This is a genomic window from Paenibacillus sp. cl130 (genome assembly GCF_900116035.1).
Lineage (GTDB): Bacteria > Bacillota > Bacilli > Paenibacillales > Paenibacillaceae > Paenibacillus > Paenibacillus polymyxa_B.
The window spans coordinates 328836-344292 of the sequence record NZ_FOYG01000004.1 but is presented as its reverse complement, the minus strand read 5'-3'; the positions used below and the strand labels follow the sequence as shown (position 1 = coordinate 344292).

At 46.0% G+C, this 15457-nt stretch carries 15 protein-coding genes and 1 riboswitch; of the genes, 5 read left to right on the top strand and 10 right to left on the bottom strand.

What is annotated here, in order from left to right:
• Nucleotides 1–39: 39 nt before the first annotated feature.
• The 6 genes from BM358_RS13905 to BM358_RS13880 form a co-directional block, all read right to left on the bottom strand.
• The gene (locus BM358_RS13905) at nt 40–1218 is read right to left on the bottom strand and encodes an MFS transporter (RefSeq protein ID WP_023990880.1); all 1179 of its coding nucleotides are present in this window, start codon (nt 1216–1218) and stop codon (nt 40–42) included.
• Between the two features lie 69 nt (nt 1219–1287).
• Nucleotides 1288–1387: riboswitch (purine riboswitch) on the bottom strand.
• A gap of 57 nt (nt 1388–1444) precedes the next feature.
• Entirely contained in the window at nt 1445–2404 is a 960-nt protein-coding gene (locus BM358_RS13900) for an acetylxylan esterase (protein ID WP_023990881.1), read from the bottom strand.
• An 11-nt stretch (nt 2405–2415) separates the two neighbouring features.
• A complete protein-coding gene (locus tag BM358_RS13895; protein WP_028540809.1) occupies nt 2416–3465 on the bottom strand; it encodes a glycoside hydrolase family 130 protein in 1050 nt (349 codons plus the stop codon).
• A gap of 60 nt (nt 3466–3525) precedes the next feature.
• A complete protein-coding gene (locus BM358_RS13890; protein WP_028540810.1) occupies nt 3526–4359 on the bottom strand; it encodes a carbohydrate ABC transporter permease in 834 nt (277 codons plus the stop codon).
• A gap of 2 nt (nt 4360–4361) precedes the next feature.
• Nucleotides 4362–5246, bottom strand: a complete 885-nt coding sequence (locus BM358_RS13885; protein WP_028540811.1) for a carbohydrate ABC transporter permease — start codon at nt 5244–5246, stop codon at nt 4362–4364.
• Nucleotides 5247–5312: 66 nt separating this feature from the next.
• Complete coding sequence (locus tag BM358_RS13880) at nt 5313–6632, bottom strand: ABC transporter substrate-binding protein (protein WP_028540812.1); 1320 nt, start codon at nt 6630–6632, stop codon at nt 5313–5315.
• A gap of 235 nt (nt 6633–6867) precedes the next feature.
• On the opposite strand from BM358_RS13880, the gene BM358_RS13875 reads away from it, so the two are divergent.
• The 3 genes from BM358_RS13875 to BM358_RS13865 all read left to right on the top strand — a co-directional run bounded on the left by BM358_RS13875 (nt 6868) and on the right by BM358_RS13865 (nt 10500).
• Nucleotides 6868–8043 carry an AGE family epimerase/isomerase gene (locus BM358_RS13875; protein ID WP_028540813.1) on the top strand — a complete coding sequence of 392 codons (1176 nt, stop codon included), beginning with the start codon at nt 6868–6870 and terminating at the stop codon, nt 8041–8043.
• Nucleotides 8040–9239, top strand: coding sequence for a glycoside hydrolase family 130 protein (locus BM358_RS13870; RefSeq protein WP_028540814.1), 1200 nt, complete (start codon nt 8040–8042; stop codon nt 9237–9239). Before BM358_RS13875 ends, BM358_RS13870 begins: the two co-directional genes overlap by 4 nt.
• Before the next feature lie 247 nt (nt 9240–9486).
• Nucleotides 9487–10500 carry a substrate-binding domain-containing protein gene (locus tag BM358_RS13865; protein ID WP_023990888.1) on the top strand — a complete coding sequence of 338 codons (1014 nt, stop codon included), beginning with the start codon at nt 9487–9489 and terminating at the stop codon, nt 10498–10500.
• Between the two features lie 155 nt (nt 10501–10655).
• Here BM358_RS13865 and BM358_RS13860 read toward each other — a convergent pair whose 3' ends face one another.
• On the bottom strand, nt 10656–10868 hold the full coding sequence (locus BM358_RS13860) for a cold-shock protein (protein ID WP_023990889.1): 213 nt from the start codon (nt 10866–10868) through the stop codon (nt 10656–10658).
• 119 nt (nt 10869–10987) lie between these two features.
• A complete protein-coding gene (locus tag BM358_RS13855) occupies nt 10988–11503 on the bottom strand; it encodes a DUF2179 domain-containing protein (RefSeq protein WP_023990890.1) in 516 nt (171 codons plus the stop codon).
• A gap of 156 nt (nt 11504–11659) precedes the next feature.
• Between BM358_RS13855 and BM358_RS13850 the strand changes: the two genes are divergently transcribed.
• The gene (locus BM358_RS13850) at nt 11660–11836 is read left to right on the top strand and encodes a CsbD family protein (RefSeq protein WP_068939077.1); all 177 of its coding nucleotides are present in this window, start codon (nt 11660–11662) and stop codon (nt 11834–11836) included.
• A 255-nt stretch (nt 11837–12091) separates the two neighbouring features.
• Entirely contained in the window at nt 12092–13135 is a 1044-nt protein-coding gene (locus BM358_RS13845; RefSeq protein ID WP_028540816.1) for a stalk domain-containing protein, read from the top strand.
• Between the two features lie 78 nt (nt 13136–13213).
• On the opposite strand, the gene BM358_RS13840 is transcribed toward BM358_RS13845, so the two are convergent.
• Together BM358_RS13840 and BM358_RS13835 are read right to left on the bottom strand one after the other, a co-directional pair.
• Complete coding sequence (locus tag BM358_RS13840) at nt 13214–14011, bottom strand: copper amine oxidase N-terminal domain-containing protein (RefSeq protein ID WP_028540817.1); 798 nt, start codon at nt 14009–14011, stop codon at nt 13214–13216.
• Nucleotides 14012–14196: 185 nt separating this feature from the next.
• Nucleotides 14197–15303 (bottom strand): hypothetical protein, encoded by a 1107-nt coding sequence (locus BM358_RS13835; protein ID WP_028540818.1) that lies wholly within the window; start codon nt 15301–15303, stop codon nt 14197–14199.
• Between the last annotated feature and the right edge of the window lie 154 nt (nt 15304–15457).

The window sequence follows — 15457 nt, the reverse complement described above, 5'->3', positions numbered from 1 at the left end:
GTTTGCTCGCATTATAAAAGAGGGCGATGGTTCAGCGAATTATGAAACAGAGTGGTGCCCTCTGACAGCCTGTGATGTCCCCGCTCTGGTAATCGAAAATACGCCGCAGACAAAAGCAACAATCACAAATGCCCCACCCACCCAAGCGTTCGTGGCAACAGATTCACTATTTTCAATCACTACTCCTCCCAAGGCAGAACCTAAAGCGATCCCGACCTGGAGTGCGGAGAAATTAAAGCTTTGCTGAATACTACCCGATTCGGGTGCATTTTCAATAAGATAACTTTGCATCGGGGGCGACAAGGCCCAACTCAGTATGCCCCAGATGATCAGTAGTGGCGCAAATACATAAATCGAGTGGATTGAGAATGGCAGCAAGAACATCACGGCGATAAACACGCCTACGACGACTAGAATACTTTTCGCTGTGCCGAACCGATCTGCCAAAGAGCCGCCAATAAATCCGCCGCTCACTGCCGCCAGCCCAAAGACAAAATAGGCCACACTAATCCACGAAGCGTTTAAACCCATCATATTTTCTAAAAATGGAGTGAAATACGCATATAACGTGTAATGGCCCGCCAGTGTCAGCGTGGTCACCAGATGAGCACTGATGACTTTAACATTTTTTAAGGATTTCAGCTGATCGCGCATAGGCACAACATGTTCCGTCGGAATCCGCTCCATAAACAAGTTGATAACGATCATAGCAACGACCGTCAACAAGGCAATGATCAGGAAAAGCACCCGCCAGCCAAACGCATTTCCAATCAGCACCCCGGCTGGAATACCTAGAACGATGGAGGAGCTAACCCCCATGGAGATGACACCAAGGACACGGGCCTGATAAGCCTTGGACACCACTTTGACTGCAATGGTCAGTGACAATGTCACGATCAGCGACCCGCTTGCAGCGGTAACGATACGGGATACAAATAAGACCGCATAATTCGGACTCCAGAAGGCCAGTAGACTTCCCAAAATAAAGATAAACATCGACCACAGGTACAGTCGTTTTCGTTCAATTTTGGCGGTCAACGCCAATAAAGTTGGCCCAGCAATAGCATACACGAGCGCATAGATCATGATAAGCTGTCCTGCCGTGCTTACGGAGACATTCAAATCCTGTGCAATTTGGGGTAGCACGCCACCGATAATCAGCTCCACCAGCCCCACCGTAAAGGTCGCAATCGTTAAAATAACTACTTTGAAGTTCATTACATTAGCTCCTTTGCTGTCATGTAAATTCCCTCGTATTACGCAAAAAAATCCTGACCACAAGAAATGTACAAGACGTACACTTTTTGTAATCAGGATTTATCGGTTCCTGGTAGAGACCCTCAAACCATATTATTGAGGTTATACAAATGGGGCATTCATTTATTACGCATTCACGAAGGTTATAGCTATTACTATAAAGGAGCCTGTGGCTAAGTTCAACCCCCTACAGCCGCAAAAATTCGCTCATGGCACGATCCGACAGATAGGGTAGATACTCATGACCGTATTCGTGATACAGGAGTATTTCCTTGTCTGATACGATTTTATTGTACACCGCAAACTGCGTGGAGGGTGGACAGATGGTGTCCGACAGCCCTGTCACAAACAACACACGACCACGAATACGATCTGCCAAATGTTGAATATCAATGTAGCCTAGTCGGTGAAAGAGCTCCTCCTCGCGCATATGATTCGGATCAAACCAACGAAAATAATAAACCAGTTCTTCATATGCAGATGTAGTGGCATCCAGCGCCCAAGCTCTTTTATAGTCCGACAGAAATGGATATACCGGAACTGCCATACGGACACGTGGCTCCAATGCAGCGCAGGCAACCGTTAAGGCCCCTCCCTGGGAGCAGCCAAATGCGCCGATCCGTTCAGGGTCGACCTGCTCCATAGACATCAGAATGCGTACCGTCTGCACGGTATCCAAAAATACATTGCGGTAATACATCCGATCCGGGTCCGGGTCGTCAATCCCCCGGATGATATGGCCGCGAACCGTCGTTCCTTGAACCTGCAAATTGTCCTCTGATAGCCCTCCTTGCCCCCGGCAATCCATAGCCAGCACGGTGAATCCGTGTGCCGCATAGCTCACCTTGTCGAACCAGTCACCACTGTCGCAGGAATATCCATGAAACATGGCCAACGCTGGACCTTGTTCCGTAAGGTGCTTAGGACGAGCCAGCTTCCCATGAACCTTCGCTCCGCCCACTCCAGTAAAATATAGATGGTAACACTCCACCATCGGAGAGACAAAATCAGCAGGCTCCAGTGTATAATCAAGCGGCTGCCGCTCCAGCTCCTGTAATGCCCGTTCCCAGTATGCGTCAAAGTCCGGCGGCTTCGGGTTACTCCCCATATATGACTGCAATTGCTGTAAAGACATATCCTCTGGCATTCAAGTTCCTCCTACATCCGGCCCGACTCACGGTCGTCTGCGACCACTTCATCCGTTGCGATAACATACTTCATAATGTCAGTTACTGTCGTGTATGCGATACCTACATACGTGTCAGCGGCTCCATAATAAATCGCAATCCGCCCAGTGTCCGCATCATGCAGCGTAGCACACGGGAAAACCACATTCGGCACAAAGCCCCGTTCTTCGTACCATTCCTCTGGGGTCAGCACGAAATTCGAGGAACGATATTTAACTTTAGACGGATCATCCAGGTCAAGAACGGCTACGCCCATACTGTATACCAGCCCATTGCACGTGCCCGTCACCCCGTGGTAGAACATCAGCCAACCCTCGGTCGTCTCAATCGGGGCCGGTCCGCCGCCAATCTTTACCGATTGCCACCAGCCCTGTCCGCCCTTGCTCATGACATGACGGTGCTTGCCCCAATAGACCAAGTCAGGACTTTCACTTAGAAAAATGTCGCCAAACGGTGTATGTCCGCTGTCGCTCGGACGGGATAGCAACATAAAGTTTCCGTTTAGCTTGCGGGGCAACAGCACACCATTGCGATTAAACGGCAGGAACGGATTTTCCAATCGTACAAAGCTTTTAAAATCCTTTGTTTGTGCTATCCCCAACGCTGCACCGTAAAAATCTGTACACCAGATGATATAATACGTATCCTCCACGCGGACCAGACGCGGATCGTAAGCATAATTAGGCTGGTAATCGCTTCCTTCCTCATCGACCAAATGCAGACGTTCTGTCTCAATGTCCCAAGCCAACCCGTCGTCACTCCAGCCTAGATGCAAATGCGGACGTCCATTAATCGTTTCAGCCCGGAATACCCCTACAAACCGTCCCTCATACGGAGCTACTGCACTGTTGAAAATACGGGCAATACCCGGCACCGGATTGCGTCCAATGACTGGGTTTTCAGTATGCCTCCACACCGGAGCCTCGCTACCTTCCGGCTTATCCTGCCACGGCATTTTCGACAGACTTTCTCCCAAAATTCGTACGTCACCTACATCCAAATCCACATTCAATTTACTCATACGTATATTCTCCTCTCACCGAGATACTTGATCTCATCATTTTTCTATTTCGCCGTTATTCTATTTCACTGAACCCTGCGCGAATCCGTTATAGATATATTTTTGTAATGATAAAAACGCAATCAGCGTCGGAATAATGGCAATGATAATGCCCGCGCTAATAACTTCCCATTGCGAGCCATATGGCCCTTTAAACTTGAACAGCGCCGTCGATATAACCTGAAGGCTTGTTTTGGGCATATACAGGAACGGGGTGTAAAAGTCGTTGTAAATATTAACGCCTTTGATAATGATCACCGTCACAATGGCAGGCTTCAGCAGGGGCAAGATAATGCGCCAGTAGATCGTCAGATAGGAGGCCCCATCCAGCATGGCTGATTCATCTAGCGCCACCGCAATGGAATCCAGAAATTGCAGAAAAATATACACCGCAATAATATCCGTTCCCAAATACAGCAAGATTGCCGCCCAAGGCGTGTTAAACAGCTCCAGCTTGTTGATAATTTGAAATGTCGATACCTGAGTCGTTACCCCCGGAATGAGGGTCGCGAGCAGGAACGCTCCGAGCATAAGACTTTTGCCCTTAAATTTAAAACGGTTCAAAATATACGCGATCATGGAACCCGTTAATGTGGCTCCGATGATCGAAATCAACAGGATAAAAGCTGTGTTCACAAATCCGGTCAGCATATTTCCGTTAATAAAGGCTTTGGTATAGTTAGCCCAATTCAGCCAGTTCACGGGGGGAGTCAGAGGACTGGTTGCCGCATATTCAGTCTTCGTCTTCAAAGATGCAAACAAAATGACGACAATCGGCAGCAGTGCAATGAACGCACCTAGTAGTAGCGCCGCATACTTGATGCTGCTAGCCAGTATTATTTTCAGCTTATACATGATTAGTCCTCCTCTCCCCGAATTAGCAACCGTTGAAGCAGCGTAACAGCGATTACGATCAGCAGCAGAACAACCGCCATCGCCGAGGCCAAACCGACCTTGCTGTATTTGAATGCCACATCAAGCGTTTGAATGACGAATGTTTCGCTACCGTTGGAGCCACCGGTCATAATATACGGAATATCGAATGCACTGACCGCACCGCTAATTGCCAAGATGAGATTCAACTGCAAAATCCGCTTGATGCTCGGCAAAATAATTGAGCGGAACTGATGCCAGCGGTTGGCTCCATCGATATCGGCTGCTTCATACAAATCACTGGATATGGAAGAAATCGCACCCAGAAACACAATAAAGTTAAAGCCCATGTATCTCCAGATCGACGTACCAGCCAGCGAAATATTGATAATCTCCGGGTTGCCCAGCCACAGCTTGACATACGAACCCAGCCCCATCGCCTGAAGCAGTGTATCGAGCGTGCCGTCTGGCTTAAAAAAGAAAAGAAAAATAAAACCAATGGCCACCCCATTCATCAGGGAAGGAAAAAACAAAACGCCTTTAAAGAAATTTTTAAACCAGGTCTGAAAGCTGAGAATGGTTGCAAAATAAAGGGCCAGACCCATCTGTACAAACGTAGCTACAAAGTAATACAGACTGACCTTAAACACCGAGAAATACTCGGGGTCGGTAAAGATTTTGATATAGTTTTCAAAACCCACATATTCCAGACGCTTACTATAGCCGTTCCAGTCCGAAAAGCTGTATTTAAACATATTGATCACCGGCAAGTACGCAAAAGTGATCAGCAGCGCTAGCGGAATAAATGAAAAGGCAACAATAATCGCCAATCTTTGTTTGGAGTAGCTGAGATTCGAAAATTTTAACATGCTGCACCTCCTGGCTATCCGTCCATCGACTGCTACGTCGATCCTTTTTTTCGTCAGTTCAGATGGCTATTTTGCTTCCTTTGCAGCCACTTCAGCACGCGCCTTCACCCATGCATCGTTCAGGTCTTTCATAATGGCGTCATACGATTCCGGGCGGTTACCAACCGCTGCCTCAATAATGCGTTTCTTAAAATCAGGCTGCCACAAACCAATTTCGCCCATTTTGTCTATTTTATCAACAATTCCTTCCTGTCCTTTTTGAGACGGAGTAAGCGTTTCAAAAACGACTCCCTGATCTTCGTATTGCTTCAAAATGCTAGGCATTGGGGCACCCTTCAGCGGACTAATACTGCCCGCCTGCTCTACAGCATAGTTGGACTTTTCGGTAAACCAGTCCACCCAAGCACGGGCCGCCGCTTTATTTTCACTGTTTACGTTAATACCGAGATTAAAATCACCCGCTAGCGGTACAAGTACCTTCGAGGCATTCGTCGGGAAAGGCATAAAACCGATATCATCCTTGTTAGGAGCTGTGCTTTTGATCTGGTCAATCGCCCAAGAGCCAAGTACCATCGCACCGATTTTGCCTTGAGCGAGATCCGCCTTGGAGGTCTCCCAATCCGTAGTCGTTGGATCTTTTTCAATCAGGCCTTTTTTAGCTGCATCGTACAGGACCTTATACAGTTCATAGTGGGGCTGGCCTTTCGTGAAATTGTCATCTGTATTCGGCTGTGTGATATTCACGTATTCCTTCGTACCCGCCAATGTTGCCAGACTAGACTCCCACTGGGTCAGTGCCCAACCAGAGGCATAGTTCGTAAACAGCGGCACTGCCTTGGTTTTGTCCTTAATCTGCTGTAACGCTGTTAAGAATTGGTCCGGTGTTTTGGGAAGCTGCGTGATTCCTGCGTCCTTGAACACCTTTTTGTTATAAATCACACCAGAGTAAACCATCGCAATCGGAATACCGTAGCTGTTATGATCCACCGTACGTTCTTCAAGGCCGGTATACTTGTTTTTCATCTCCTCATAAGTACCCAGCGGCTCGAAAAAGTTGGGCAGCTCTTCAACTGGAATACTGCCAGGAATCAGCAAAACATCTCCATAATCCCTGGTCCCCATACGGATTTTAATTTGACCCTCATAATCGGCCAATGCCTGAAAATTGACCTTCACGTTCGGATAAAGTTTGTTAAATTCCTTGGCGTAATCCTGAAATACGGTATCCACAATATCAGTCCGCTGTGTGATAACCGTAATTTCACCTTCCACACCCTTCGGATCAGAGCTGGCAGCTGGCTCATCCTTCTTTGAGGTACAGCCAGTAAACAGCCCCGCTAACAAAACCACGGATAGTAATGACATCAAAACCTTGGACAACTTCATGAGACGACTCCTCCTGTTGTTTTCGAATAAGGTTATCGTTAAAGTAACAAAATCATTTTATTATGTTAGCGCTTACTATGTCAATTGCAATATTCTTTTTGTAAAGTGGAATGGGTCACATCTTATAAAAAAACACCAATTTAGCATGGTTGACAGTTTACAAACAGCTAGATATGATAATCCTGTAAAGTTAACGATAACCTAATAATTCATTTTCCGAAGGAGGCTTTGTCTCTTGGAAACATTACTGGACGAAATTAGACAGGAATGGAAGGAGCACATACTCCCATTCTGGCTTGGACTGAAGGATGAGACACACGGTGGGTTTTACGGCGAGGTGGACGTGGATCTGCACACTCATAACCAAGCCGACAAAGGCGGGATTGCCACTGCACGGCTACTCTGGTCATTCTCGGCGGCTGCCCGTGTAACAAGGGAAAATACCTATGCAGAAGCCGCACGACATGCATTCACATTCCTGCGGAATCACCTGCTTGATCCATTACATGGAGGAATGTACTGGATGGTGGACTACACCGGGCAACCCGTGGACACGTGCAAGCATGTATACGCGCAGGCATTTGCGATCTATGCGATAGCAGAGTATGCACGTGCCACAGACGACCCGAATGCATTACCACTAGCTATGGAGCTGTTCCATCTGCTGGAGCAAAAAGGATATGATCGCACCCGACAGGCATACGGCGAACAATATGACCGCTTGTGGAACACGCAGCCTAATGAGCTACTCAGCGAAAATGGGGTTACCGCGCATATCACCATGAATACGCATATTCATGTTTTGGAGGCGTATACCCAATTGCTGCGCGTCTGGCCAAATGAAGAGGTTCGAAATGCGCTGACGAACGTACTGGATATTTTATATCATCGTGTTTACGATGCTTCTGCCCGGCGATTGGGGGTATTCTTCGACCGTGAATGGCGCTCTCTGCTTGACCTGACCTCATATGGTCACGACATCGAAGCCAGCTGGTTGATTGAAGACGCTATGAATGTGCTGGGTTATTACCCGTCAGAATACGTGGATATGGTGATGGATATTGCCAATGCGGTAGCAGAGCGCGCTGTTCAGCCAGACGGATCGCTCATCAATGAGCGGGAAGGAGAGCGAGTAGACACCTCACGTATCTGGTGGGTACAGGCCGAGGGGATGGTTGGTTTTTACAATGCGTTTCAACGTACAAAAGACGAACGTTTTTTGCAAATTGTGAAAAATCTATGGTCCTATACCCGGCAATATATCATCGATCCGCGCCCCGGAGGCGAATGGTTCTGGTCAGTTCAAGCGGATGGTAAGCCTGATGCGAGAGAGATTGCAGGACCCTGGAAGTGCCCTTATCACAACAGCCGATTTTGCATAGAAATGCTAGAAAGGATGGAAAACCAATGATCCATAGCAAATACAATGAGCTGCGGTTGCAGCAAGAGGAACTGATTACACGCCCCAATGAGGTTAAAACTACCTTTTATAATGGTATCTACGAACGCTACCTCTATCCAGTGCTCACACGCCATCATGTTCCACTTCACTGGCGGTTTGATCTGGATGCGCAAACTAATCCCTTTTTCATGGAGCGGCTGGGTGTAAATGCGGCATTGAATCCAGGGGCAATCTATCATGAAGGAAAATACATTCTTGTTTCGCGTACCGAGGGACTGGATCGAAAATCATTTTTCGCTTTAGCAGAGAGCGATAACGGCATTGATCAATTTCGATTCATTGACGCCCCCCTAGTATGGGAGGATATCGACCCAGAAGAAACAAATATGTACGATATGCGGCTGGTGAAGCATGAGGACGGCTGGATTTACGGTATTTATTGCTCAGAGAAAAAAGACCCTGACGCACCACCTCACGATACCTCCAGTGCTGTCGCTCAGGCCGGACTGGTCCGTACTCGTGATCTTCGTACATGGACCCGGCTTCCCAACATCACTACCCAGTCCCCACAGCAACGCAACGTTGTCCTGCACCCTGAATTTGTGGACGGTCAATACGCCTTCTATACTCGTCCCCAGGACGGATTTATTTCCACCGGCTCGGGCGGAGGCATCGCCTTCGGCCTGTGCAAAGATATTACACAACCCGTGATTGAACACGAAACCGTCATTGATGAGCGTTGTTATCATACGGTGTACGAAGCCAAGAATGGTCAGGGCCCTGCCCCGATCAAAACCAGTCGCGGCTGGATTCATATCGCTCACGGGGTACGCAATACGGCCGCTGGGCTGCGGTATGTGCTGTATACCTTTGCCACCAGTCTGGAAGACCCTACGCGCGTCATCGCTAAGCCCGGCGGGCACTTTCTGGCTCCTTATGATGAGGAACGCGTGGGTGACGTTTCGAATGTTATTTTTTGCAATGGGGCAGTCGTTAACGAACAAGATGAAGTCTTTATTTACTACGCATCCAGTGATACCCGTATCCACGTAGCGACGACCACCATCGCTCGACTGGAGGACTACACCTTCAATACACCATCCGACCCGTTGCGCTCTCTCAGCAGCGCCGCTGTTCGTCGTGAGCTAATTCATCACAATGAAGCGCTATTGCAAGCACACTCCCGTCCTTCCCAGCGGACATAAGCCGCAGGCTTTATCCTGCTTGCGGAACCATGTATACTATCCATAGAACAACTGTTACCCGCAGGCTAATAGTTGTTCTATGGGCAGCCATGCTGCCAGTCTTTGTATCTTTACAGGACAGCAACCCTGCTAAGTCTTTTGGATTTTTACAGGCGGCTAAGCTACTGATATATTCCCCAGCATTTTGCATCCATTCTCTGGATTAGGCAAAATGCTTATCTTTTTAAAATTGGAAGGCGGAACAGGAATGAAGAGCAACGTAACGATGCGGGATATTGCAGATAAGCTGGGAGTAAGCAGCGTGACCGTGTCGAAGGCGCTCAATGACAAGGATGGGGTTAGCGAGGAGCTAAAAGAGCGTATTAAGACGCTCGCAGGAGAAATGGGTTATCGTTTCAATACCGTTGCCAAGTCCATGAAGGAGGGCCTCACCTATAACATTGGTGTTGTCATCCCTGAACGTTTTACCGGCCCTGGCCAATCGTTTTATCTGCACATCTACCAGCAAATTTCACGGGCACTGGAGCCATACGGCTACTACGGCATCCTTCACATCCTCCATCGCGAAGACGAAGAACAGCTTAATCTGCCACGTATCTATTACGACCGCAAGGTGGACGGCTTCATTCTCCTGGGCCAAGTGAGCAAGCCATATATTGAGCTTGTACAAACCATGGACCTACCCAAAATGTTTCTCGATTTTTATGATGAGCATGCCGATATCGACTCCGTGGTGACGGATAATTTTTACGGAGCCTACGAGCTGACCAACTATTTGATCGCCCAGGGACACCGGGATATTGCATATGTGGGTAATATCTATTCCACCAGTAGTATTCAGGATCGTTTCCTCGGCTACTATAAATCCTTGCTGGAGCACAGGTTGCCCCTCCGTAACGAGTGGGTGCTCAGTGACCGGGACGACGAAGGTACTTATGTTGAAATGGAGCTTCCTCAGCCGCTACCAACTGCCTTTGTATGTAACTGCGATCAGGTCGCTCACAATCTGGTGCATAAGCTCATTGGTCTGGGATACCGCGTACCTGAAGACTGCTCTGTGGTCGGCTTTGACAACGATGTATACGCCACTCTTATTGTTCCGCAACTGACCACGGTCGGAGTAGACATCGAGCAGATGGCACGTACCGCGATTGATTCGATGATGAAAAAAATAAGCCATCCCGGTAGCCGCTTTGGTCGAGTCCTGGTGCAGGGACATATTGTATATCGTGATTCCGTGCAGCCCATCCAGAGACCATGATCAATGCATACCTTACTTGGGGACAGGTCACCCCTACTCTAATTTCCACAACCAAAAGCCGCTCAGCATGTCGCTGGAGCGGCTTTTGACGTTCATAAATTCTGCAGTGTGATCATCGTACTCACATTCAATTGTAGATTTTGCAAAATCCTGGATTAGGAGCGCTGGGCGACAAAGGAATTGCCCGCCCGATTGAGAATCGGCAGCATCCGCATTTCTTGCCCCATCGAGGCTTGGCAAAGCGGACAAGCAGGCTCGTTCAAAAAGGTGAAATCCGTTCGCATCCAACCGTTGCAACCCTCGTTTGTACACGACCAAATAGCCGTATTTTCCTCTGGAATGATTTCCGGGGCCTGGCGTCTGTACATCTATATTCCCCCTCGGTTTTTATAGGGTAATATCCCCTGTCGGCTTACTGTTAATTTCCACCTGTCCGGGTATTAATATGCTCTAACGTCCAAAAAATATGCGCAATTTACCAAAATGTTTATTTACGGATAGCCTTGGTCCAGAAGCCGCCATGAAATTGCTTCGGCTCTACCGTAATGACAAAAGCCTTAGGATCCAGCTCCAGAATGGACTGATACAGCTTATTCTGGTTTTTACGTTTAGCCAAAATTTCCATCACCAGGCGCTCTCCATCACGTCCACTGCCCAGCCAGGCTGTAACACCGTATCCTTTGTCCCGCAGCGCATTGGCAATTCCTCCATTGATCTCATTACTGATCACCTTAACAGTGACATAACCAAGCGCTATTTTTTCCTCAATCCATGCTCCAATAAGAATGCCCAATGCATAGCCAATGGCGTATACTGCAAGACTTGCCACTTGATCCAGGTACTTAAGCACAACATTCAAGCCCAACACATAGACCGTAACTTCCACGGTGCTAATGAGCGCAGCAATGTACTTCTGTCCTTTCAGCGTCAGAATCATGCGTAGTGTATACGCCGATACGTAAATAATTTGAATAACGAGAATAAACAATAAAATTTTGAGCATGCGCTCACTCCCCACTTCACGTTCTGATTTAACCCGTATCCAACATTATACCCCCGTCTGTGATATACAGCCTCTGGTTTCGTATTACCCTCACTCGGGTAATGACTAACTACAGCATGCTGAATGAAAGTTCGATCACATAAGGAGGGCTACAACATGAAGGATAACGGAATTAGCGATAAAATCAAAGGTAATGTGAACAAAGCCAAAGGTGAAATCAAGGACCAAATCGGGAACGCTACCGATAATAAGTCCCTTCAAGCCGAAGGTAAACTGGATAAGGCCAAAGGCCATCTTCAGGAAACAGCAGGCAAACTGAAGGACGGCAAATAATCCTGAATGGATAACCTCGACGCACTATTTTACCAACAAGTCACGCTGTCTTGTGCAGCGGGCTTGTTTTGTGTTGTTCGGATACTTTTGGAAAAACTTTTGCGCAAACAGGGCAACTTTTACGGTTGCTGTTGCGTCTAACCAATATAAGCACGACCCATAATGACTCTCCAACCTGTTGGATTTTGTAGGCATTAATGTTACTCTAGTCTATGAACCAGGCTATAATTCTTAAATAAAGGGGTAGACCAACGAATGAAATCACTGAAATCTATCAAAAAACCTGTCATCATCACTGCCGTATCCGCCTTGGCCATATCCGGGGCTCTTTTCAGCCAATCCACATATGCCGCACAAGTGACTAAGCCGATCCAAGCAGTATATAACAATATCAAAATCATCTACAACGGAACCGAGGTTCCTTATGATGCCAAAACAGAACCGTTCCTGCTGGATGGCGTAACGTATATCCCACTGAAGCTGGCAGGTACAGCTTTGGATAAAAAGGTAACATGGGATGGTACAAACAAACGCGTAGTCATTGCCGACAACGGCGTTCCGATTGATCAGTCTACAGTTACGGCGTTGAACAACCAGATTACGACGCTGACTCAAGAGCTCAACACAGCAAAAGCAGCAAACACGACGAAAGACGCTACCATCGCTCAATTGCAAAAAGACAACCAGACGCTAAAAGATGAAGCGAGTAAAAACAGCTCTAGCTCCTTGAAGGATCTCCAAAAGAAACTGAACGATGATCACAGCGATGATTACAGCACCAACTCGGATATCACGTTGGATGGTAACAAAAGCGATATTACGGTGACCATCGAAATGACAAAATCCAGATGGACTGAACTATCCGACAGTAGAAAGAGAAGCTACTTGGAGGACATCGTGGATGATATTTTGAAAGAGTACAAAGATGCCGATGTAGAGGGTACGGTTAAAAACTCCAGCAATAGGGATAAAATGGCGACCTTTACAACCAACAGTAGAGGCGATGTTACCTTGAAGGATGTAGCTTCATCTTTGGATAAAAGCAGTATCCAACGTAGTTTGTCCGATAGATATGGCACCTATGCCGGAGTCGGCTTTGATTTCACCGTAAGAGGCGACAGCAGTGAAGCTATCGTTGAAGTTTATGTAAATTCGGATGATTGGAATAAAATGTCAAATACTCAAAGAAACAACCTAACAGACGGCGTTGTTGATTATCTTAAAGACAAAGAGTCTGTATCCAAGGTCGTGGGATATATCCGCAATAAAGGGAACGGCAATCAAATCATTACCTTCTAAGATAATCTTTCAAAAAAAGCGACAAAGGCCCTTAAGCCTTTGTCGCTTTTTTATGATGTACAAGCAACATACATTCCACTACTTAATTAATCTGCCAACAGAAGTAATATATTTTATATAATCTTCATCCGCATTGGTTGTATCGATATTCATTGTATAAACCAAATTACCAGGACTGGTTATTTTAACTTTGTAAAACATATTGGGTTTAGAATAAGGATATACACTATAGGTCCCTTTGCTATAAACAATCATAGGATTAAAGTCAATTTGCTTGAAGGCGGGCGATAAGTCGCTCTTATACGTAGCATAAATATTTAATAACTCTTTTTTTTGATCCCAGTCAAAGGAAATAAGATCAAACGCATTCGCATCAATGACTTGGGCCAAGTCTTGTCCCTTAAACCTCATAAGAACTGGACTTTCCGTAAAGCTATCATGTCTTAGTTTCAATAAGCCACGTTTGGGATCCCATTCCATCTTCGCATCTGTATCCTTCAACAAAATGGATACCGGCAAAAACATTGCGTTGCTTTTCATGATGGGGACTGTGTCCATTGTCATCGGCTCACCGTTAACTGATATTTCGGGTGATCCAATCGTTGCCGTTACATTACGCCCCAACAGATCGACAGCAGCCGTCTTGTTCGCTGCATTATAAGTTACTTTGCCACCCAGTATATCCTCAGCCACTTGGAGCGGTATAAGCAGCCTTCCCTTCGTATCCACAAAGGGGGATGCAGGGTAGGTGTATAAAACGTAATGATCATTGACCTTCAAGTGTATGGGGGTATGAGCTTGAGCTGATGTCGAATTCGAGTGTGCAGTAGCAAAACTTAGTACAATCATAATACTGATTAATAACCTGATTTTCATAATGCCCTCCTAATTATTTTGTTTAGGCTCAAAACCAAAATTACGGTGGAGGAGTCCAGTTGAGTATGCTTAACATGGAAAAACATCTGCCAAGCCACATTGTTGTAAGTCCCACCCAACAACAAAGGAAATGACAGATGCTACTCAGTATATTTTAGCTTGAGCCATTGTTTAACTAATTGTTCTTATCGGTTTGGATTTCTGATCCATACACTTGGACCAAAATGAGTAATATAATCGGTGGGCCAATCAATCGTACCGAACCACTGACTTCCATCCCAAAACGAGTAATCCCGATAGTCATCCCATGGATAATAATAATCTGAATTGAATTTAGAGACTACCAATTCTGAAAACTCCCCATTGATAGCACTTCCATAGATATTGCTGCCATCAAAGTTTTTTTTCGCTATTGCTGTCACTCTCTTAACAGACATGGATGATAGGTCTGAAGAGTCAAAAGAGGTTTGCATAACGACGATTTGATTGTAGTAGGCTAACAGATAAGCGTTATAGGTACTATTATCAATATAAAATTTAACTGAATTAAATCCCTCGTAATTTACCCACGACTCTGTAGAATATCTATAATCTCCATTTTTAATGTATCCTAAGTATCTTTTTTGGCCCGTTTGAAAGGAAAATCCCCCCTCGATTTTCCGTCCATTCTTCGCATCAAAACCGTAATACGCCCATGGCTGTTCGTTTGCTCCTAGGTCCTCAGCTCTTGGCAGAATCACACGTGCATTAACCCCATCAAAACCATCATAATCCAATTGAACCCTTGAAAAAGCTCCAGTTGTTCCTCCACTCACTTGCGATGGAGTGGGATTATTTTTACTTGATATGGAAACATCATGATTGTTGCTTGGTTCACTCAAAGAGTTTGTTTTCATATAAGTAGCATCCGTTACACTATCCTCTTTTGATTCAACTTTATCTGCCATGCCTACATAACCTTTTTCTGAGCTGTATACTTCTCCATCGAGCGTAAGAAATATGTATTCCGATTTATTGAGCTTCTCCAGATTTTGTTTTAGATCACTATTATTTTTACTTTTTAGTGATGTACTATCGGCTGTATTCAGTAGTTCAGTAATAGATGCTTTCGGATTAACGGCAATCTGGTGTTCTTGAAGTTCATGGACAATGGCCCGCTGTTTGAGATTTTGAAAAAATGCAGCATCGTACGTAGTGGACTTAGCTTCCGCATAAGCGAAGCTTCCCGAGAATGCAGAACACATGAGGATAGTTGCTAATCCCATGCCAATAAACTTATTTTTCCTAAACATACACAAACCTCCTAGTTATTTTTCGAAACTAGCATACCTCCACAAATATATAACGTCAACCATAATTTATAATTTTTACCTAAATAAAGACCATACCATCCAGTTGGCTCACTCTAAAATAATGAGGATTCACCTTACAGGTATATCTCGGTGT

Coding starts and splice junctions, on each gene's coding strand:
- BM358_RS13905 (WP_023990880.1), bottom strand. CDS start 1,218: ATGAACTTCAAAGTAGTTATTTTAACGATTGCGACCTTTACGGTGGGG.
- BM358_RS13900 (WP_023990881.1), bottom strand. CDS start 2,404: ATGCCAGAGGATATGTCTTTACAGCAATTGCAGTCATATATGGGGAGT.
- BM358_RS13895 (WP_028540809.1), bottom strand. CDS start 3,465: ATGAGTAAATTGAATGTGGATTTGGATGTAGGTGACGTACGAATTTTG.
- BM358_RS13890 (WP_028540810.1), bottom strand. CDS start 4,359: ATGTATAAGCTGAAAATAATACTGGCTAGCAGCATCAAGTATGCGGCG.
- BM358_RS13885 (WP_028540811.1), bottom strand. CDS start 5,246: ATGTTAAAATTTTCGAATCTCAGCTACTCCAAACAAAGATTGGCGATT.
- BM358_RS13880 (WP_028540812.1), bottom strand. CDS start 6,632: ATGAAGTTGTCCAAGGTTTTGATGTCATTACTATCCGTGGTTTTGTTA.
- BM358_RS13870 (WP_028540814.1), top strand. CDS start 8,040: ATGATCCATAGCAAATACAATGAGCTGCGGTTGCAGCAAGAGGAACTG.
- BM358_RS13865 (WP_023990888.1), top strand. CDS start 9,487: ATGAAGAGCAACGTAACGATGCGGGATATTGCAGATAAGCTGGGAGTA.
- BM358_RS13860 (WP_023990889.1), bottom strand. CDS start 10,868: ATGTACAGACGCCAGGCCCCGGAAATCATTCCAGAGGAAAATACGGCT.
- BM358_RS13855 (WP_023990890.1), bottom strand. CDS start 11,503: ATGCTCAAAATTTTATTGTTTATTCTCGTTATTCAAATTATTTACGTA.
- BM358_RS13850 (WP_068939077.1), top strand. CDS start 11,660: ATGAAGGATAACGGAATTAGCGATAAAATCAAAGGTAATGTGAACAAA.
- BM358_RS13845 (WP_028540816.1), top strand. CDS start 12,092: ATGAAATCACTGAAATCTATCAAAAAACCTGTCATCATCACTGCCGTA.
- BM358_RS13840 (WP_028540817.1), bottom strand. CDS start 14,011: ATGAAAATCAGGTTATTAATCAGTATTATGATTGTACTAAGTTTTGCT.
- BM358_RS13835 (WP_028540818.1), bottom strand. CDS start 15,303: ATGTTTAGGAAAAATAAGTTTATTGGCATGGGATTAGCAACTATCCTC.